At 42.7% G+C, this 15,232-nt stretch carries 10 protein-coding genes; 5 read left to right on the top strand and 5 right to left on the bottom strand.

Annotation, left to right across the window (positions count from 1 at the left end; genetic code table 11):
* Positions 1–83: 83 nt before the first annotated feature.
* Entirely contained in the window at positions 84–2,567 is a 2,484-nt protein-coding gene (locus AB4140_RS08040; RefSeq protein ID WP_372000497.1) for an ABC transporter permease, read from the bottom strand.
* Positions 2,567–3,316 carry an ABC transporter ATP-binding protein gene (locus AB4140_RS08045; protein ID WP_102440543.1) on the bottom strand — a complete coding sequence of 250 codons (750 nt, stop codon included), beginning with the start codon at positions 3,314–3,316 and terminating at the stop codon, positions 2,567–2,569. The genes AB4140_RS08040 and AB4140_RS08045 overlap by 1 nt, the downstream gene beginning before the upstream one ends.
* Before the next feature lie 85 nt (positions 3,317–3,401).
* Between AB4140_RS08045 and AB4140_RS08050 the strand changes: the two genes are divergently transcribed.
* From AB4140_RS08050 to AB4140_RS08065, 4 genes are all read left to right on the top strand, one after another.
* Positions 3,402–3,980: an arylesterase gene (locus AB4140_RS08050; RefSeq protein WP_241904094.1), complete on the top strand. Its 579-nt coding sequence runs from the start codon at positions 3,402–3,404 to the stop codon at positions 3,978–3,980.
* Positions 3,981–4,162: 182 nt separating this feature from the next.
* Positions 4,163–5,230: a DUF3083 family protein gene (locus tag AB4140_RS08055; RefSeq protein ID WP_102440541.1), complete on the top strand. Its 1,068-nt coding sequence runs from the start codon at positions 4,163–4,165 to the stop codon at positions 5,228–5,230.
* 238 nt (positions 5,231–5,468) lie between these two features.
* Positions 5,469–8,117, top strand: coding sequence for a parallel beta-helix domain-containing protein (locus tag AB4140_RS08060; protein ID WP_372000499.1), 2,649 nt, complete (start codon positions 5,469–5,471; stop codon positions 8,115–8,117).
* 118 nt (positions 8,118–8,235) lie between these two features.
* On the top strand, positions 8,236–9,444 hold the full coding sequence (locus tag AB4140_RS08065) for an SO2930 family diheme c-type cytochrome (protein WP_372000501.1): 1,209 nt from the start codon (positions 8,236–8,238) through the stop codon (positions 9,442–9,444).
* 69 nt (positions 9,445–9,513) lie between these two features.
* On the opposite strand, the gene AB4140_RS08070 is transcribed toward AB4140_RS08065, so the two are convergent.
* The 3 genes from AB4140_RS08070 to AB4140_RS08080 form a co-directional block, all read right to left on the bottom strand.
* Positions 9,514–10,536 carry a helix-turn-helix transcriptional regulator gene (locus AB4140_RS08070; RefSeq protein ID WP_102476343.1) on the bottom strand — a complete coding sequence of 341 codons (1,023 nt, stop codon included), beginning with the start codon at positions 10,534–10,536 and terminating at the stop codon, positions 9,514–9,516.
* A 21-nt stretch (positions 10,537–10,557) separates the two neighbouring features.
* Positions 10,558–11,571, bottom strand: coding sequence for a protease SohB (sohB, locus tag AB4140_RS08075; RefSeq protein ID WP_198590876.1), 1,014 nt, complete (start codon positions 11,569–11,571; stop codon positions 10,558–10,560).
* A 120-nt stretch (positions 11,572–11,691) separates the two neighbouring features.
* On the bottom strand, positions 11,692–14,166 hold the full coding sequence (locus AB4140_RS08080; protein WP_372000503.1) for a VolA/Pla-1 family phospholipase: 2,475 nt from the start codon (positions 14,164–14,166) through the stop codon (positions 11,692–11,694).
* A 259-nt stretch (positions 14,167–14,425) separates the two neighbouring features.
* Here AB4140_RS08080 and AB4140_RS08085 point away from each other — a divergent pair, with 259 nt between their 5' ends.
* Positions 14,426–15,163, top strand: coding sequence for a YciK family oxidoreductase (locus tag AB4140_RS08085; protein WP_303411026.1), 738 nt, complete (start codon positions 14,426–14,428; stop codon positions 15,161–15,163).
* Positions 15,164–15,232 lie beyond the last annotated feature (69 nt).

The raw sequence follows: 15,232 nt of genomic DNA on the forward strand, positions 1-15,232 counted from the left end.
TTTAAGGGAGGGTTACACTACTAAATTTAACCCAATAAAAAAGGAGAAGGCTAGCCTTCTCCTTTAAATAATAAAACCCGTTATTAACCTGCTTTAAGTAACTCACCGCAGGAGCGATTAAGTAACTGTCTGCAGCGCCACATACCTAAGAATGATACCACTGCAGCGCCCGCTATTGGGGCGATAGCCCACCACGGCCAGTGCATGTACACCACAAGTTCAAACACTTGGGTTTTGAGCATGTACAGCGCAAACTCAGCGACAATCACCGCTAAAAGGCCTGCTATAGCCCCCAAGATGGCAAATTCAAGCCCTGTTGCTGAGCGAAGTAACCAGCCTGAAGCGCCAAAGGTGCGCAGCACTGCAAGCTCACGCTGGCGAGTCGCCATTCCTGCTTCCGTTTGGGCTATCAGCACTAAAGCACTTGCCAGTAACACCAGTGCCAACACTAAGGTAAGCGACAATGACACTTGGTCAATAATCTGTCTAAGTTGTTGCACCATAGCGCCAACATCGATAACCGAAATTGTCGGAAACTGCTGAATTAACTGCAATACCACGGCATTTGCAGTTAGCGAACTGCCCGCTTGTTTCAAGTCTTCATCATTTAAATGAAAGCTCGCCATAGAAGTATACGAAAAACCTTCTAAGGCTTTAGGCCTAAATATCATAAAGAAATTAGGTTGCAAGGTTTCCCACTGTACTTGTCTAAAGCTGGTCACTTTAACGGTAACCGCCCGATTATCCATAGTAAAGGTCATGGTATCGTTAAGGGCTAAGCCTAAGCGCTCTGCTACACCTGACTCGACCGACACCTCATCATCTGCTTGATTAAATGTGCCTTCAGTGATGTCGTTGTTAGGCGGCAAGGCGTCACGATAAGTCAGATTTAACTCTCTTGAAATACCGACTCGCCCTTCTATGCCAGACTTTTCTTCATCTCGCGAAATCAACTCTTCATCATTAATATGAGTTAAGCGACCACGGATCACAGGGTAAATATCGGTCGCGATAATTTTGTTAGTGTCTAAGAAGTCATCTAATGGCTTAGCATCTTCTGGGGCGATATTGACCAGAAAATAGTTAGGCGCATTTTCAGGTAATTGTTTTTGCCATTCATTGAGTAAGTCTTGTCTTAACGCCAAAATGGTCAGTAAAAGCACTAATGCGCTGCTAAACCCAACCAACTGCACTGCATTTTGTCTAGCTCTGCGGCGCAGACCCGCTAATGCTAACTGAAATGGGTTGGTGGTTTTCATGCCAACGCTGTGACCAAGGCGGATCATCACAAAGCCCAGCACGCTAAGCAGCACTCCCAATAACAATACAGCCAACACCACAGTCATGGTCAGTTCAATACTGCGTGAATATAAGTAGCCCAGTAGCGCCATCGCCCCTAAACTCAGCAACAAATGCAGCCACATGCCTAGCTGTAAGCCTTCTAATTGACGCTGTAATACCCGTAATGGTGGAATGGCTAACAAGCGCATCAATGGATAGGCAGAAAACATAAATGCACTGATGAGCCCGGTACTGACACCCAGAAGAATTGGTCGGCTATAAGGCGGAGAATAAGCCGCTATTTCAGCAGGTAAAAACTGGGTAATACCAATATCCAGTAGCACACCACCGATTAAACCTAAGACAATACCTAATGCCGTTACCAACATGAGGTGCAACCCAAACAAGCTGCGGATTTGCTTAGCTGAAGCGCCAAAGGTTTTAAGCATCGCCACCACATCATAATGACGCTGACAATAGCGCTGAGCGGCAATACCAATGGCTGCACACGCAAGGGCAATACCTAACAAGCTTGCCAGCAATAAAAAGCGTTCGGCACGTTTTACCGCAGAGGCAATCGGTGAATCACCACTTTGAACGTCTACCCAGCGCTGACTATTATTTAATAGCGGTTTAACTTGGTTTTCAAACTTGGTTAATTGCGCTGCATCGCCAGCAAATTGATAAATATAACTGACTCGACTACCTGGTTGGATAATGCCTGTTGAGTCAACATCATCAAGACGCATTAAAAGTACTGGTGATGATGCAAAAGGATTAAAGCCTGCATCGGGTAAACGACTAATCTCAGCGCTTAAATTAAGCTCTACATTACCCAGTTCAAGGGTTTTGGGGTAATTCAGTAACCCCCCTAAGCGATTTTCATACCACGCCTCACCTTTAGCGGGCAGTGCTTGAGTCGCGCCTGATGATAGCTCTATTTCGCCCCGCAGGGGATAACCATCAGCAACAGCTTTTATGGTCACCAGTTGAAATTTGTCACCCGAGTAAACCATGGAGTTAAACTTCATATTGGTGACATAGTTAACCGATAATGACTCTGCTATCGCCAATACCTTGTCATCAATTTTAACAGGTGAATCAATAATGCGATCAGCGGCGATAAAATTAGCCGCCTCACCATTAATGGCAACTTGTAATCGCTCACTCACTCGAGCAAGACCACTGACCGATAACACAGCCAAGGTTATCGCCAATACAATTAGTACTAGCTGGCCTTGCATTAATTCTCTTTTAAACAGACGCCACGCTAATTGTAACTCCATTAGCTGGCCTCCTCGGTGACGTTTTCAAGCGTCGAGTTAGTGTTTGCAGCCGTTATCGCAGGTTCAGACAAATGACCATTTTCCATCACCAGTTGACGTTTGCAACGTTTAGCCAACTCAAGATCATGGGTCACTAACACCAGCGTGGTATCACTTTCTTGGTTTAAGGCAAACAACATATCAGCAATTTTATCGCCGTTTACACTGTCTAAATTTCCGGTAGGTTCATCAGCAAATAACACTTTAGGCTCGCAAATGAAGGCTCTAGCAATAGCCACACGTTGTTGTTCGCCGCCCGATAATTGCTTAGGAAGATGGGTCAAACGATGGGAAAGCCCCACTCTGCCCAGCATACTTTGGGCCTTTTCTTTAGCATTGCTGACACCAGCAAGCTCCGCTGGCAGCATGACATTTTCAAGTGCGGTAAGGGTATCGACCAACATAAAAGATTGGAAAATAAAACTGACCTTTTGTTTTCTCAAGGCGGCTTTTTGCTCTTCATTCAGGCCCGATAATGCTTGGCCATCAAGATAGATCTCACCGGATGTTGGCGTATCAAGCGCAGCCAGTAAACCCAGTAAGGTTGACTTGCCAGATCCAGAAGGCCCAAGAATAGCAATACTGTCTCCCTGCTTGACATCCATATTAATGCCGTTGAGGATAGTGAGCTCCCCCTCTTGGGTCACCACTGTTTTATTGAGGTTAGTTACATTAATGGCACTGGAATTATTTGCAAAATTAGTAGACATACGATCCTTCTTATTATTACCGGCGAAACGCCTGCTTAATGCGGCTTTCATCTTAGTTGTGGTATCTGCAGTGTCGTTTTCAACACTGGTCACATCCGCGTTGTTAACATCGACACCTAGCTATGCTGCCACGGTTTTAATCCTTGGCGATAGTCTAAGTGCAGGTTATGGCATGTCGGAAGAGCAAGGTTGGGTACAATTGTTACGTAATGACCTGCCCGAATACCAAATTATTAATGGCTCTGTCAGCGGTGAAACCACAGCTGGCGGATTACGTAGACTACCAGATCTACTGGCTTCGAGCCCTGTTGACCTTGTTGTTATTGAGCTTGGTGGTAATGATGGTCTACGTGGGTTCCCCCCAAAACAGCTGAAATCAAATCTTACAAAAATGATTGAGTTATCTCAACAAAGTGGCGCCGATGTGTTACTTACTGAAATCATGGTGCCGCCAAATTATGGTCCTCGATATACTAAAATGTTTAATGATGTTTATCATCAATTGGCCAGTGATTATGATATTGAACTGATCCCATTTTTTATGCTGGAAATCGCTCCTAACCCTGACTTAATGCAACGAGATGGCATTCACCCTAATGAGGATGCCCAGCCTAAAATTACGCAATGGATGAGTCCATGGATCATCGATGCAGTAAAAAAGTAACAGAGGTTAAAACATTTAGTCAAAAATGAGAACAAAAGCCTAAAATAGTAATTTTATTTTAAGGTTTAGGATTTAGAATGATACACAAATAACTTTGTTCAAACGTTCTAAAATACTAATCCTTAATGACAGTTTTTGAGCAATAAGGTTTGGTATTTTGTTTATGACTACAAGGAAATCTCATGGCTATCAGTCGGCAAAAGAAAGTTTACCTACCTACTACGACCAGAAAAAATCAATATATTACCGTTGGTTTCCCACTTACCGATGAGTTTATCGCTCATTATGAAACGTTAGAAAACTGCTACCAAGAGTTTTCTAAGCTGGTTTTTCAAACCGCGGATAAATTTGAACTTTATAATGTCCATGTTGTTGCGACAGATAAACTCCCTGTTGTGCGTTTTCATAATGAGGTTTACTGTTTTTCAACCCAAGAGCAGTTACGATTTTTCTATAACCCGGTGCATCATGAAGCAAACCGTTTACACATGATTCCTGATTATCGCGCTAAAAAACTTAAAGTGGTCTTCTTAGCAACGGGTGATGAAATTCGCAGCAAAGCAGCAAACTTTCATGCTCGTATTCGTGAGTTTACTGAGGCATTAATGCCACAGTTACCCACTCAGAAGCTGGCAACCAAAATACGCGATCACCAGCATATTTCTTATGATCTATTTGCCAAAAATAAAGGTCATAAAGAAACCTACGGTTATAAGCTAAGAGCGCTTAATAGCCGCTACCAGCATCGTGACTGCCCATTACCAGAAGATGTCAGTGCACTTTCTTACGTTCAGATCACTATGCCTGTTGGTCGCCGAATTAAAAATCAGCTACTTGCAGAAAACCGCAATGATTTTAGCGATAGTTACCAAAAGGTTTGCCAAAAATTTATTGACGCTGCTCGCTCAAAACAACTGAATAAATTAGCCGTGGTTGCTAATGGTAAAGTACCTTTAGTACGTAATAGTAAGTTTGAAGATTTACAAAGTACCGCTGAATTTCAAATGATCGGTTTTGACCCTAGTGCCACAGATGCTGAGCCTATCTGTCATTGGGATGGAAATGTCATTACTGAAGCAATACGCTTTGTCATTGTTGCGGGTGATAGTGATATTGCTGATGGTGGTTATGGCCGCTTTATGAACCAAGTTGAAGATGCGATGCGTAAATTTATCAGTGACATCGACTTTGATAAAGAGCACATCGATTTAACTGTAGGCTTCCATCAACACCTTAGCTATAAAGCATAATTAACTCTATTCTCCCCATAAACGGCAGCCTAGCTGCCGTTTTTTATTGCTCCTTTTTTATCATCCTTCCTTGTGCAAGATACATCAAAAAAACTTGTTAAATAAATGTGGCCAGATTTCACATTGATTAACAAGTGTCCTCCAAGGCATGTTGAACAACATACGAATAAATCGTATCCACTCCTTTGGGGCGTATAACGCTGGAGTAGGACATAAATAATAAAAAGCAGGAGATGCTATGTTCAACAAGACAAAGCCTTGGCTGGTACCTACACTTGTAGCAACAGCTGTCACAATCAGTTTAGCGGGCTGCGGCTCAGATGATAACGATTCACAGATCACCGAAACCCCACCCGTTGTTCAACCACCAGCAGAAACCGGTCCCACCTTCCCTGAAGGTGCCATCATGGTCGAAGCGGGTGATAACCTCACTATCAGTATTCAAGAAGCATTAATCAACGCCCAAAGTAATGACGTTATCGTATTACCCAAAGGTAACTTCAAAATAGAATCAACCTTACTGTTTGATGGTGATGTAGACGGCGACGGCAGTTTTGCCAAAAATATTACCATTATGGGTTACGGCCAAGATGAAACCGTGTTGGATTTTTCTGAGGCCAATTCGGGTGATGGTATTTTTGTTCAAAATGCCATGAACATTATTATTCAAGACTTATCCGTTAACGAAGCCAAAAATAACGGTATTAAACTCAAAAATACCAATGGCATTATTTTAAGAAGATTGGCAACCATTTGGGAAGGCGAACTTGATGAAGGCAACGGTGCTTATGGTTTGTATCCTGTAGAGTGTGAAAACATTCTTATTGAAGATACCTATGTTCGCGGTAGTGCTGATGCCGGTATTTACGTTGGCCAATCCCAATATATTGTAGTGCGCCGCAATATCGCTAAAGAAAACGTCGCCGGCATTGAAATTGAAAACTCTAAATATGCCGACGTTTACGATAACGAGGCCATGGGTAATACCGGCGGTATTTTAGTCTTCGATTTACCGATTAATAACCATAGATATGGTTCAAGCGTACGTATTTTTAATAACAAGGTTTACGATAATAATACCTTGAATTTTGCTAACGCATCATCAAACCCAGCAGGGGTACATATTGTGCCACCCGGAACTGGGGTGATTGTGTTATCCACTGACGATGTAGAAATTTTTAATAATGAAATTACAAACCACGACACGGTTGGCTTAACTATTTCGAGCTTCTTTATTGCTGAGCCCGATATCAGTACTTTTGTGGGTAATTATGGTCAACCAGGCCAAGCTATTGATGATGGCTGGCGTCCAACACCGCGTAATATCTCCATTCATGACAACGTGATCAGCGATTATGGCACTAAGCCAAAAGGCTATTTAATTAAAGATATCATCACCGCCTATGTATTAACCCACGGCGCACTTCCGGGGATTTTATATGACGGTTTAGGGGAAATGTTCTCTAACAATGGCACCGCTGCATACTTAGGCTTACAAGAGTTACCATTTGCCGCTGACGGTAGTGATAACGTTTGTGCCCAAAACAATGGTGATGTGAGTATTGGCCGTTTATATGCCAATAATAATACCGATGCCAGCATTGCAGATGTGCTTTATGAAAAAACGCAAATGGACTTAATGAACTGCGCTCAAGTGAGTCTGCCTGTTCATACCGTGACCTTTGGTGATGAAATATTTGGCTGTGGTGTTGATGATGATACCGCTGGTTGTGATGGTGGTACTTTAATCGGTGGCGGTGGCTCTATTGGTGAAGGTGAAGGCGGCCTTGAAGGCGATGGTGATTTAGCCTTATGTGAAGCCAGTGGTGATAATGTCAGCTGGGATGCTTTACTAAAAGCTAACTGCCCTAACCTGTCAGACTATAATCTGTTTGCAGACATGACTAATCCCACCGATGGACCAAATTCTGGCGGCTTAGCTTATGATCTTAATACGCCATTATTTACCGATCATGCCAGTAAATATCGCTTTGTGTATTTACCTGATGGCACTATCGCCGACTACAGCGAAAATGAATCATTCGACTTCCCTGTGGGAACCGTAATCAGTAAAACCTTCTCTTTACCAACAAACACTAATAATCGTGGATTTGCAAACGAGGATTTAATTGAAACACGGTTACTGATCCATCGTGACACAGGCTGGACAGCGCTGCCTTATGTTTGGAAAGCCGATAAATCTGATGCTGTTATTGCTAAAGCGGGTGCCATTCAAGGAAAAACTGTCACTCACAAAGGCACTGAACTGGCATTTGATTACGTTGTGCCGAGCATGAATCAATGTAAACAATGTCATCAATTTAAAGCCGATGAAGACAGCAACGCGGTATTTATGCCGATTGGGCCTAAAGCTCGTCACCTTAATAAAAGTTACCCATACGCTGATGGAGCAATGAATCAACTAGCGAAATGGCAAGCGGTAGGTATTTTACAAGGTGTGCCTGAATTAGACACTGTCCCTATGGTGCCAAAATTCCAAGATGGCGATGAAGCAAATATTGATTCTTTGTCGGATACTGAGCTTATGGCCGCAGCTAAGGGTTACTTAGATATTAACTGTGCCCATTGTCATCGACCTGAAGGTAATGCCTCTAACACAGGCTTAAAGCTTGAGTACTGGCGCAGTTATGATGAAGATGCAGGATTTTCTCATGGTACTTGTAAGTCACCTGTTGCTTATGGCGGCGGCAGCTTAGGTTTTGATGTGGTTCCGGGTAATCCTGAAGAGTCAATCTTACATTTCCGTATGGAAACCAATGAACCTGGCGATCGTATGCCTGAAATTGGCCGTAGCTTGTCCCATGATGAAGGTGTTGCACTCATCAACGAGTGGATTAAGCGATTACCTGCAGCATCATGCTCCTAAGTAAGCTTTAACCCATGTAATGTAAACACGGGTTATATCAAACCAAATAAGCCGGGGAAACTCGGCTTTTTCATCGTACATTTAACTTATACATTCTATTCATACAAGGATGTCATCAATGTTTGTTTTTAAAGCCCATCAAATACTTGTTATTAGTTTATGTTTGTCGCTAATAGCCTGCGGCGGCTCTGACTCAAAAGAGAATAATAACGATAACAATATCCTTGATACGCCAACGCCACCTGTATCAGTGCCAGAGGATCCCGAGACAGCGCCAGATGAGCTATGTTTACAAAACAATAGCGAAGTGAATTGGCCCGCATTAATGAGCGCAGATTGTGACAATCTAGCGGATTACAGCTTGTTTATCGACCCAAGCAAACCAACTGAATCACCACGAAGCCCAGGTATGCTTTACCAACTATCTACTGAGTTATTTTCCAATTACGCCAGTAAATATCGGTTTGTTTTTTTACCTGATAATCAAGCAATCAGCTTTCAAGCCCAAAGCCAATTCGAATTACCCGTTGGTAGTGTATTAGTTAAAAGCTTTGCGTTACCTTTTGATACCCAAAATAGTGGCGCAGATAATGAGAAATTAATCGAAACACGGCTATTAATCCATCGAGAAACGGGCTGGACAGCATTAGCCTACCAATGGCTTCAAGGCCAAGCTAAACTTGTTATCGCTGGCGCGAATGTGGCCCACACCATGAATAATCAGGGCGAATCGATTAGTTTTGATTATCACATTCCCAGCAAAGCTGAATGTAAAATTTGCCATCAAGTTAATGAGCAAGGAAGCAGCAACATAAAGCCTATTGGACTTAAAGCCCATTTATTAAACCGCCAAATAACAGACAGTAACAACACCCCCATTAATCAACTGACTCAGTGGGCACAGCAAGGCCAGTTAATAAACTTACCCGCGCTTAACAGCGTTGCACAATCTTTTGCCATTAATGATGAAACAGCAGAATTAACCAGCCGCGCTAAAGGCTACCTCGATGTGAATTGCGCCCATTGTCATAGCGCAGAGGGCTTTGCCAGCATTTCAGGCCTCAGACTTGAGTATCATATTGATCATACTTCATTTGAGTATGGCGTTTGTAAGCAGCCACCAGGTTGGGATGGCGGCCCTAATGGGCTTGCTTATGACATTGTTCCTGGCAATGGCGAGCGCTCTATTGTGCATTATCGACAAACACTGTTAAGCCCTAAAGATAGAATGCCGCCCATTGGCCGAGAAATGACCCACATTGAAGGCGCTGATTTAATTAAACGCTGGATTGATGACATGGCTATCACCATTGCAACGTGCAGTTAAATTAGCTGTAGCAGAGTGCACCGTTAAATAATGAATGATTAAGCAATGAAATAGGAAAACTAAAGACTGTTAACTGACAAGATTAAGCTTTAAGAAGTGACCGGGTGGATAGCCAAGCCAATGCTTAAAGCTTTGTCTGAAATGGCTAACATCGCCATAACCGAGCACTTCAGATATGTCTTCTGCACTCAACTCATTTGCTAAAATTAAATTTATCGCTGCTTGGCAGCGCACTTGATCCACCAGCTTTTGATAACTGGTTCCCGCAGCCGATAGTTTTCGGCGTAAACTTCGGGCGCTCATATGGTGTTTTTCTGCCAATTGTTCAAGCTTGGGTGGCTTAGGCATGCATAGGCGAATATCTGTCAGCAGCGGCTCAATAAATGACACGCCATCTGGCACCGAAGCGGCTAAGGCAAGGTGGTCAAATTGATAACTTAGCGGTGTATTGAGTATAGCAATATCAATACCCCACTCATAGAAATCACAATCAAACACAATTTTAGCGCCGGTTTCTGCACTTAAAAACTCAGTGTTACATTGAGGCTCTGCCATATGAATTTCATCAATAACCACAGTTGAAGCCACTAACTGCCTTGCTGCGCCTAATAACGCACAAACACTGTGCTGAAATTGAAAAGCAAACTTTTGGGCGTTAGCTTTTCCGGTATTGAGCCACCTTACCCATAATCTAGTCTCATCAAAACGAATAACAGTATCAGCAAAGCTACCCGCTAAATCAGGGTTTTTGATCACAAACAGTAGGCATTGATTTAAGGTGGTAAATTTATCAAAGAAAGGCAGTAACACATCAAGACTGGCAATTTGATAACTGGCGCCCAATCGAGCGCCAATTTCAGGATCTGGCGAGGTCGTTCTTAACACTTCCATGGCATACTCAACCTGCCATACATAAACAAACTGCATGGCGTTGAGTTCTTGCGGCCCTAAGCCAATTTTTAAATAGATATCAGTAGCGACAACGTCGCCAAGATGCAGTTCAATAAAGTTAAGCAAATTCCGTAGTTCAAAGGCAGGGTAACATTGATCCCCTACCATCATATTTGCCTTGTAGCCTAATTCTCTTTGCATCGATACCCTATTCTAAATGGCTTATTTAACAGCGTTATCACGCTCCATCAAACGGTTTAATACACTATCAACCGATAAAGAAGCGCCATGGGCAATTTTATCAGCCAGTTTCTTTTTCATTTGATATTTAATTTTAATGACTTGGTGTTTTTTGGCTAACTCAAGCACCACATCATCACTGGTAGAAATAGCATCAACTAAGCCTAATTCAATCGCTTGTTGACCGTACCAATGCTCGCCGGTTGCGACTTTTGCAATATCCATATCTGGACGGTACTTACTGACAAACTGTTTAAATAACACATGGGTTTCTTCCAACTCTTGTTGGAACTTTTCACGACCTTCATCAGTATTTTCACCAAACACGGTTAAAGTCCGCTTAAAGTCACCAGCGGTATGCTGCTCGTAATCAATATCGTGTTTTTTAAGTAAACGGCTAAAGTTTGGTAATTGGGCAACAACACCAATTGAACCCACAATCGCAAATGGCGCGGCAACAATTTTGTTCGCAACACAGGCCATCATATAACCGCCACTGGCTGCCACTTTATCAATACAGATAGTCAGTGGGATATTGGCTTGCTTCAAGCGGTCTAACTGGCTAGAGGCTAAACCATAGCCGTGCACCATTCCGCCGCCGCTTTCAACATTCACTAACACTTGATCGTTTTCATCAGCAACGGTTAATACCGCAGTAATTTCTTCTCTTAATGAGGCGACTTCACCTGCATCAATACTGCCTTTAAAATCGATAACAAATACTTTTGAAGTGGGAGCATCTTCTTTATCAGCCGCTTTTTCATCAGCTTTTAGTTTTTTCTCATAAGCTTTAAATTGCTTTTTAGACAGCAGCTCTTGCTTTAATTCTTTCTCAAGTTCCTTTAGCTCATCAGTAACATCAGTAAGCTTTAACTCACCCTTTTCAGTTTTATGTTTAATACTGCTTGCTAAAACCACAATAACAACGGCAAGAATTGCAACGACAATAGTGACGGCTTTCGCTAGAAACATGCCGTACTCGGATAAAAACTCCAAAATACACTCCAAATGGGAAAAGTTAATTGCCGTTATCTTAGCAGGAAGTTAAACCCGGTAGACAATAAAAACCCAGCAAATGCTGGGTTTTTAATCAATCAACGCATTTAATCGTAATGATTAATTACAAGCTTGGATCACATCGTTATCAGTCACGACAATTCCCGCTTCTCCCACCGCTGCGGTACGGGCAAACATAGAGACTTGCGATTGCATTTCAGCCGTCGCTTGAGCAGCCATACCATCAGTCGCATCTGTTTCATTAGGGCTCACAACAGAGCTGTGATGACCTTTAGAGAATCGAACGACACCAGATCCAGATTTTGTGCTATCAACACACTCTAGACCAAGGGTAGCGATTAACGGCTCGGTACCTGACAATGGGAAACCTTCAACGCTGTTTGGTAGTGTTTGGTCTGGTAAGTTACCTGCGCCATCACCCACAACCTCAATCAAATGCACAGGGGTACCTGTTGCAGCTAGTGTTGCTGCGTGGTTGATTGGATCGGCACTATCAAAGGCTGTTTGAACAGCAAAAGCAAAAGTTGGAATAAATCCAGCATAAACGGCTTGAACTAATGCATCATACTCAGGTGTACCGACTTCATAACCAGGGTTGGCCTCGTCAACCAATGCTTTAAACATGTCAGTTTGGGTAATGGTTGCAAATAGAACAGGACCAAAGGCTGCAGAACCAGCAAATGCGCCCGCTAATCCACCCGCGGGAGCCACTAAGGATGCTGCATTAGTGGCATAAGGATTGGGTAATGCATTACCTGTAGTCGGATCGACTAAACCAGTATTGGCAAACGTTGAAAAACTAGTCCCAACAATACCACCGAGACTTAATCCTTGAGCACTGATTTTGCTGATATCAAAAACTTGCTGCCCACCATCTTGGGCAATTTGTTGATACATGCCAGTTAACAGTAAACGCAAAGCAAGATGATCAAGAGTTGCCTGACGGAAGTTATCACGAACAGACAATGTGCTACCGATATTCACAAATGCTAACGGGTTACCATTTTGGAATGCATCAGGTTGGCCGATTAGCGAACCAAAAGCAGGATCGGTTGCTGATACTTCATAAATACCGTCTTTGTTGACATCAAAAGAGCGTGCCCCATGAAGCGGCATATCGATTGCGATAGTTGCCACACCCATTGCAGCGTAAGCGCCGGCATAAGATAACGCCATTTCTTTACCGCCACCTAAACCATGTAAAGCAATATTGGTTGGCCAGCCATTCGTTGGTGGGATGAAATTAAGACCTTGTGATGCTTGAAACGCTGCGACTTTCTGCGCGTTTGGCATTGCAATAAACACAGGCACCGTTTCATAGGACATAATTTTAGGAATAGGATTAAACTTAGTTAAATGCTTTGTTGGGTCAGCATCTGTACCATCGTCTAACTTCCATGGGTAGCCAGCTAGTAACGATGGGTTAGCTAAAGCCGCATTAGGATCGATATTGAACCCCATCGCTTGCTCAGCAAATTTAGCGGTGCTTAAGGTCCCAGCTTGCAATGCAAGCAATACCGATACAGGGCTATCACCTTGAGCAAACCAACGTCCATTAATTAATGGCTCAAACTCTGGGCTTAAACAATTTACTGATGAACATTCACCATAAACCGGTAATTTAATCGCTGCGCCATAAACATCTGCCATATCAGAAAGCAGATATGCAACACCATCTTCAGGCGTTAGACCAAGCGCTTGCGCTACAGTGTAACCTTGCGGTGAAGGCGTTTGCACAAATGATGGCATATATGGCTCGCGCCCTGCCATTAGCAGTTTAGCGGTTTCATACACATCATTGACTGATTGAGTCGTGAACAAGCCAGAATAACTGATGGTTGCAGCATCAACACCATGCTCTGCTGCTAAGCCCTTTTCATAACTATTAACTAAACCTTGAAGGAATAATTGGTCAGGTGTTTCAAGAGGCTTAGTGTCGATATCTAGTTTTAATAAATTATATGTGCTCGATGGTTCAACGGCGCGGCCTGCAGAGTCTTGAACTAATGTGGTGGTAGCGTAAATATAAGATTGATTAGCTTTAAGCGGTTTTAAAGGCACGATTGCAATTTTATTACCTGAAGCTAATGCCACAAAATCAACACCAAATTGCAGTTCATCACCCACTTTACATGCTGATACAGAGGGCGCATCGCTACATTCAGGATCAGATGATAAAGCGCCGCCAACAGTGGCTTCAAATAATCTTACTGCACCAGGTTGAGAAACAGAGGCTTCATCAAGGGTGAGCATTGCACCATCAGAGTCTGTTGCTAAATCAACACTAAGCGAAATTGGTGATGAAGTTGACCAGCCATCTAATGCCCCCAAAGCAAGCGATGGATCAACATAATCTATACCGTCTTCACCTGGTATAGCTAGCGTTCCATCAAGTGTTCCGTTAAATAAAAGGTCATTTGGTAATGGCACATCACCTGCAGCAGGGTCAAATACCACTTGAGAGAATGGAATTAGCGTTTCTACATTATCTTTTGCTTCGTTAGAACTATCTTCACTACAGCCGCTAAGCCCAAGAGCAGATGCAATAGCAACACCCAATATGAGTCTTTTCATCTTTTTTCCCCAAATCTTGTTGTAATAATTTTAATTTCCCCAAAAATTGGTCACAATAGTGTAAACGCATGACCATAAGGACATATTTTTGCCCTTAACTCATCTCAAGTTAACGTAAAATTATAGAGTTAGCCACAAATTTGTTACAAAGAAACATACTATTCACTAACAAATATAAGTCAATTGTTTAAAACGTTCGTTTACCTTTTGTTCGAAACGAGATTTGACATGCTTTTACAGTCCAAGGAAAAATTGAATCATGTTGGAATACCAAGCTAAAAAAGATTTACTAAAAAATAAAACAATCCTGGTTACCGGCGCTGGCGCAGGTATTGGTCGCACTGCGGCGATAAACTACGCAAAACACGGCGCGACCGTTATTTTGCTAGGTAAAACAGTTAAAAAACTTGAAACGGTTTATGATGAAATAGTACAAGCTGGTTATCCCAAACCTGCTATTGTGCCATTAGATTTAAAAGGTGCCACAGAGCAAAACTATCAAGATATGGCCGAAACTATCGCTGAGCAATTCGGTCATTTAGATGGATTACTGCATAATGCCAGTTTACTTGGCGCATTAGGGCCGTTTGAACATATCGACCTTGAATCACTTGAAGATGTAATGAAAGTGAACGTCACCGCCCAAGTAATCTTAACTAAAGCCTTATTACCGATAATGCGCAGCGCACCATCAGCATCTATTATCTTCACTTCTAGCGGTGTTGGTCGTCAAGGACGAGCTTATTGGGGACCTTATGCGTTCTCTAAATTTGCGACTGAGGGCATGATGCAAGTACTTGCCCATGAATGTGAAGGCACTAGCCTGCGTGTAAATAGTATTAACCCTGGTGCAACCCGCACTGAAATGCGCGCAAAAGCTTACCCAGGTGAAGATCCACAAACATTAAAAACCGCACAAGATATCATGCCAACCTACTTATATTTAATGGGTGAAGATTCTTTTGAAGTCAACGGTCAGCAACTTACCGCTCAGTAACCATCCATTGAATCTGTAAACTGAAAAAGGGAGCGAAAGCTCCCTTTTTTAATACCAAGTCGTCAATTG

It is taken from the genome of Shewanella sp. 10N.286.51.B2 (assembly GCF_041469265.1).
Classification (GTDB): domain Bacteria; phylum Pseudomonadota; class Gammaproteobacteria; order Enterobacterales; family Shewanellaceae; genus Shewanella.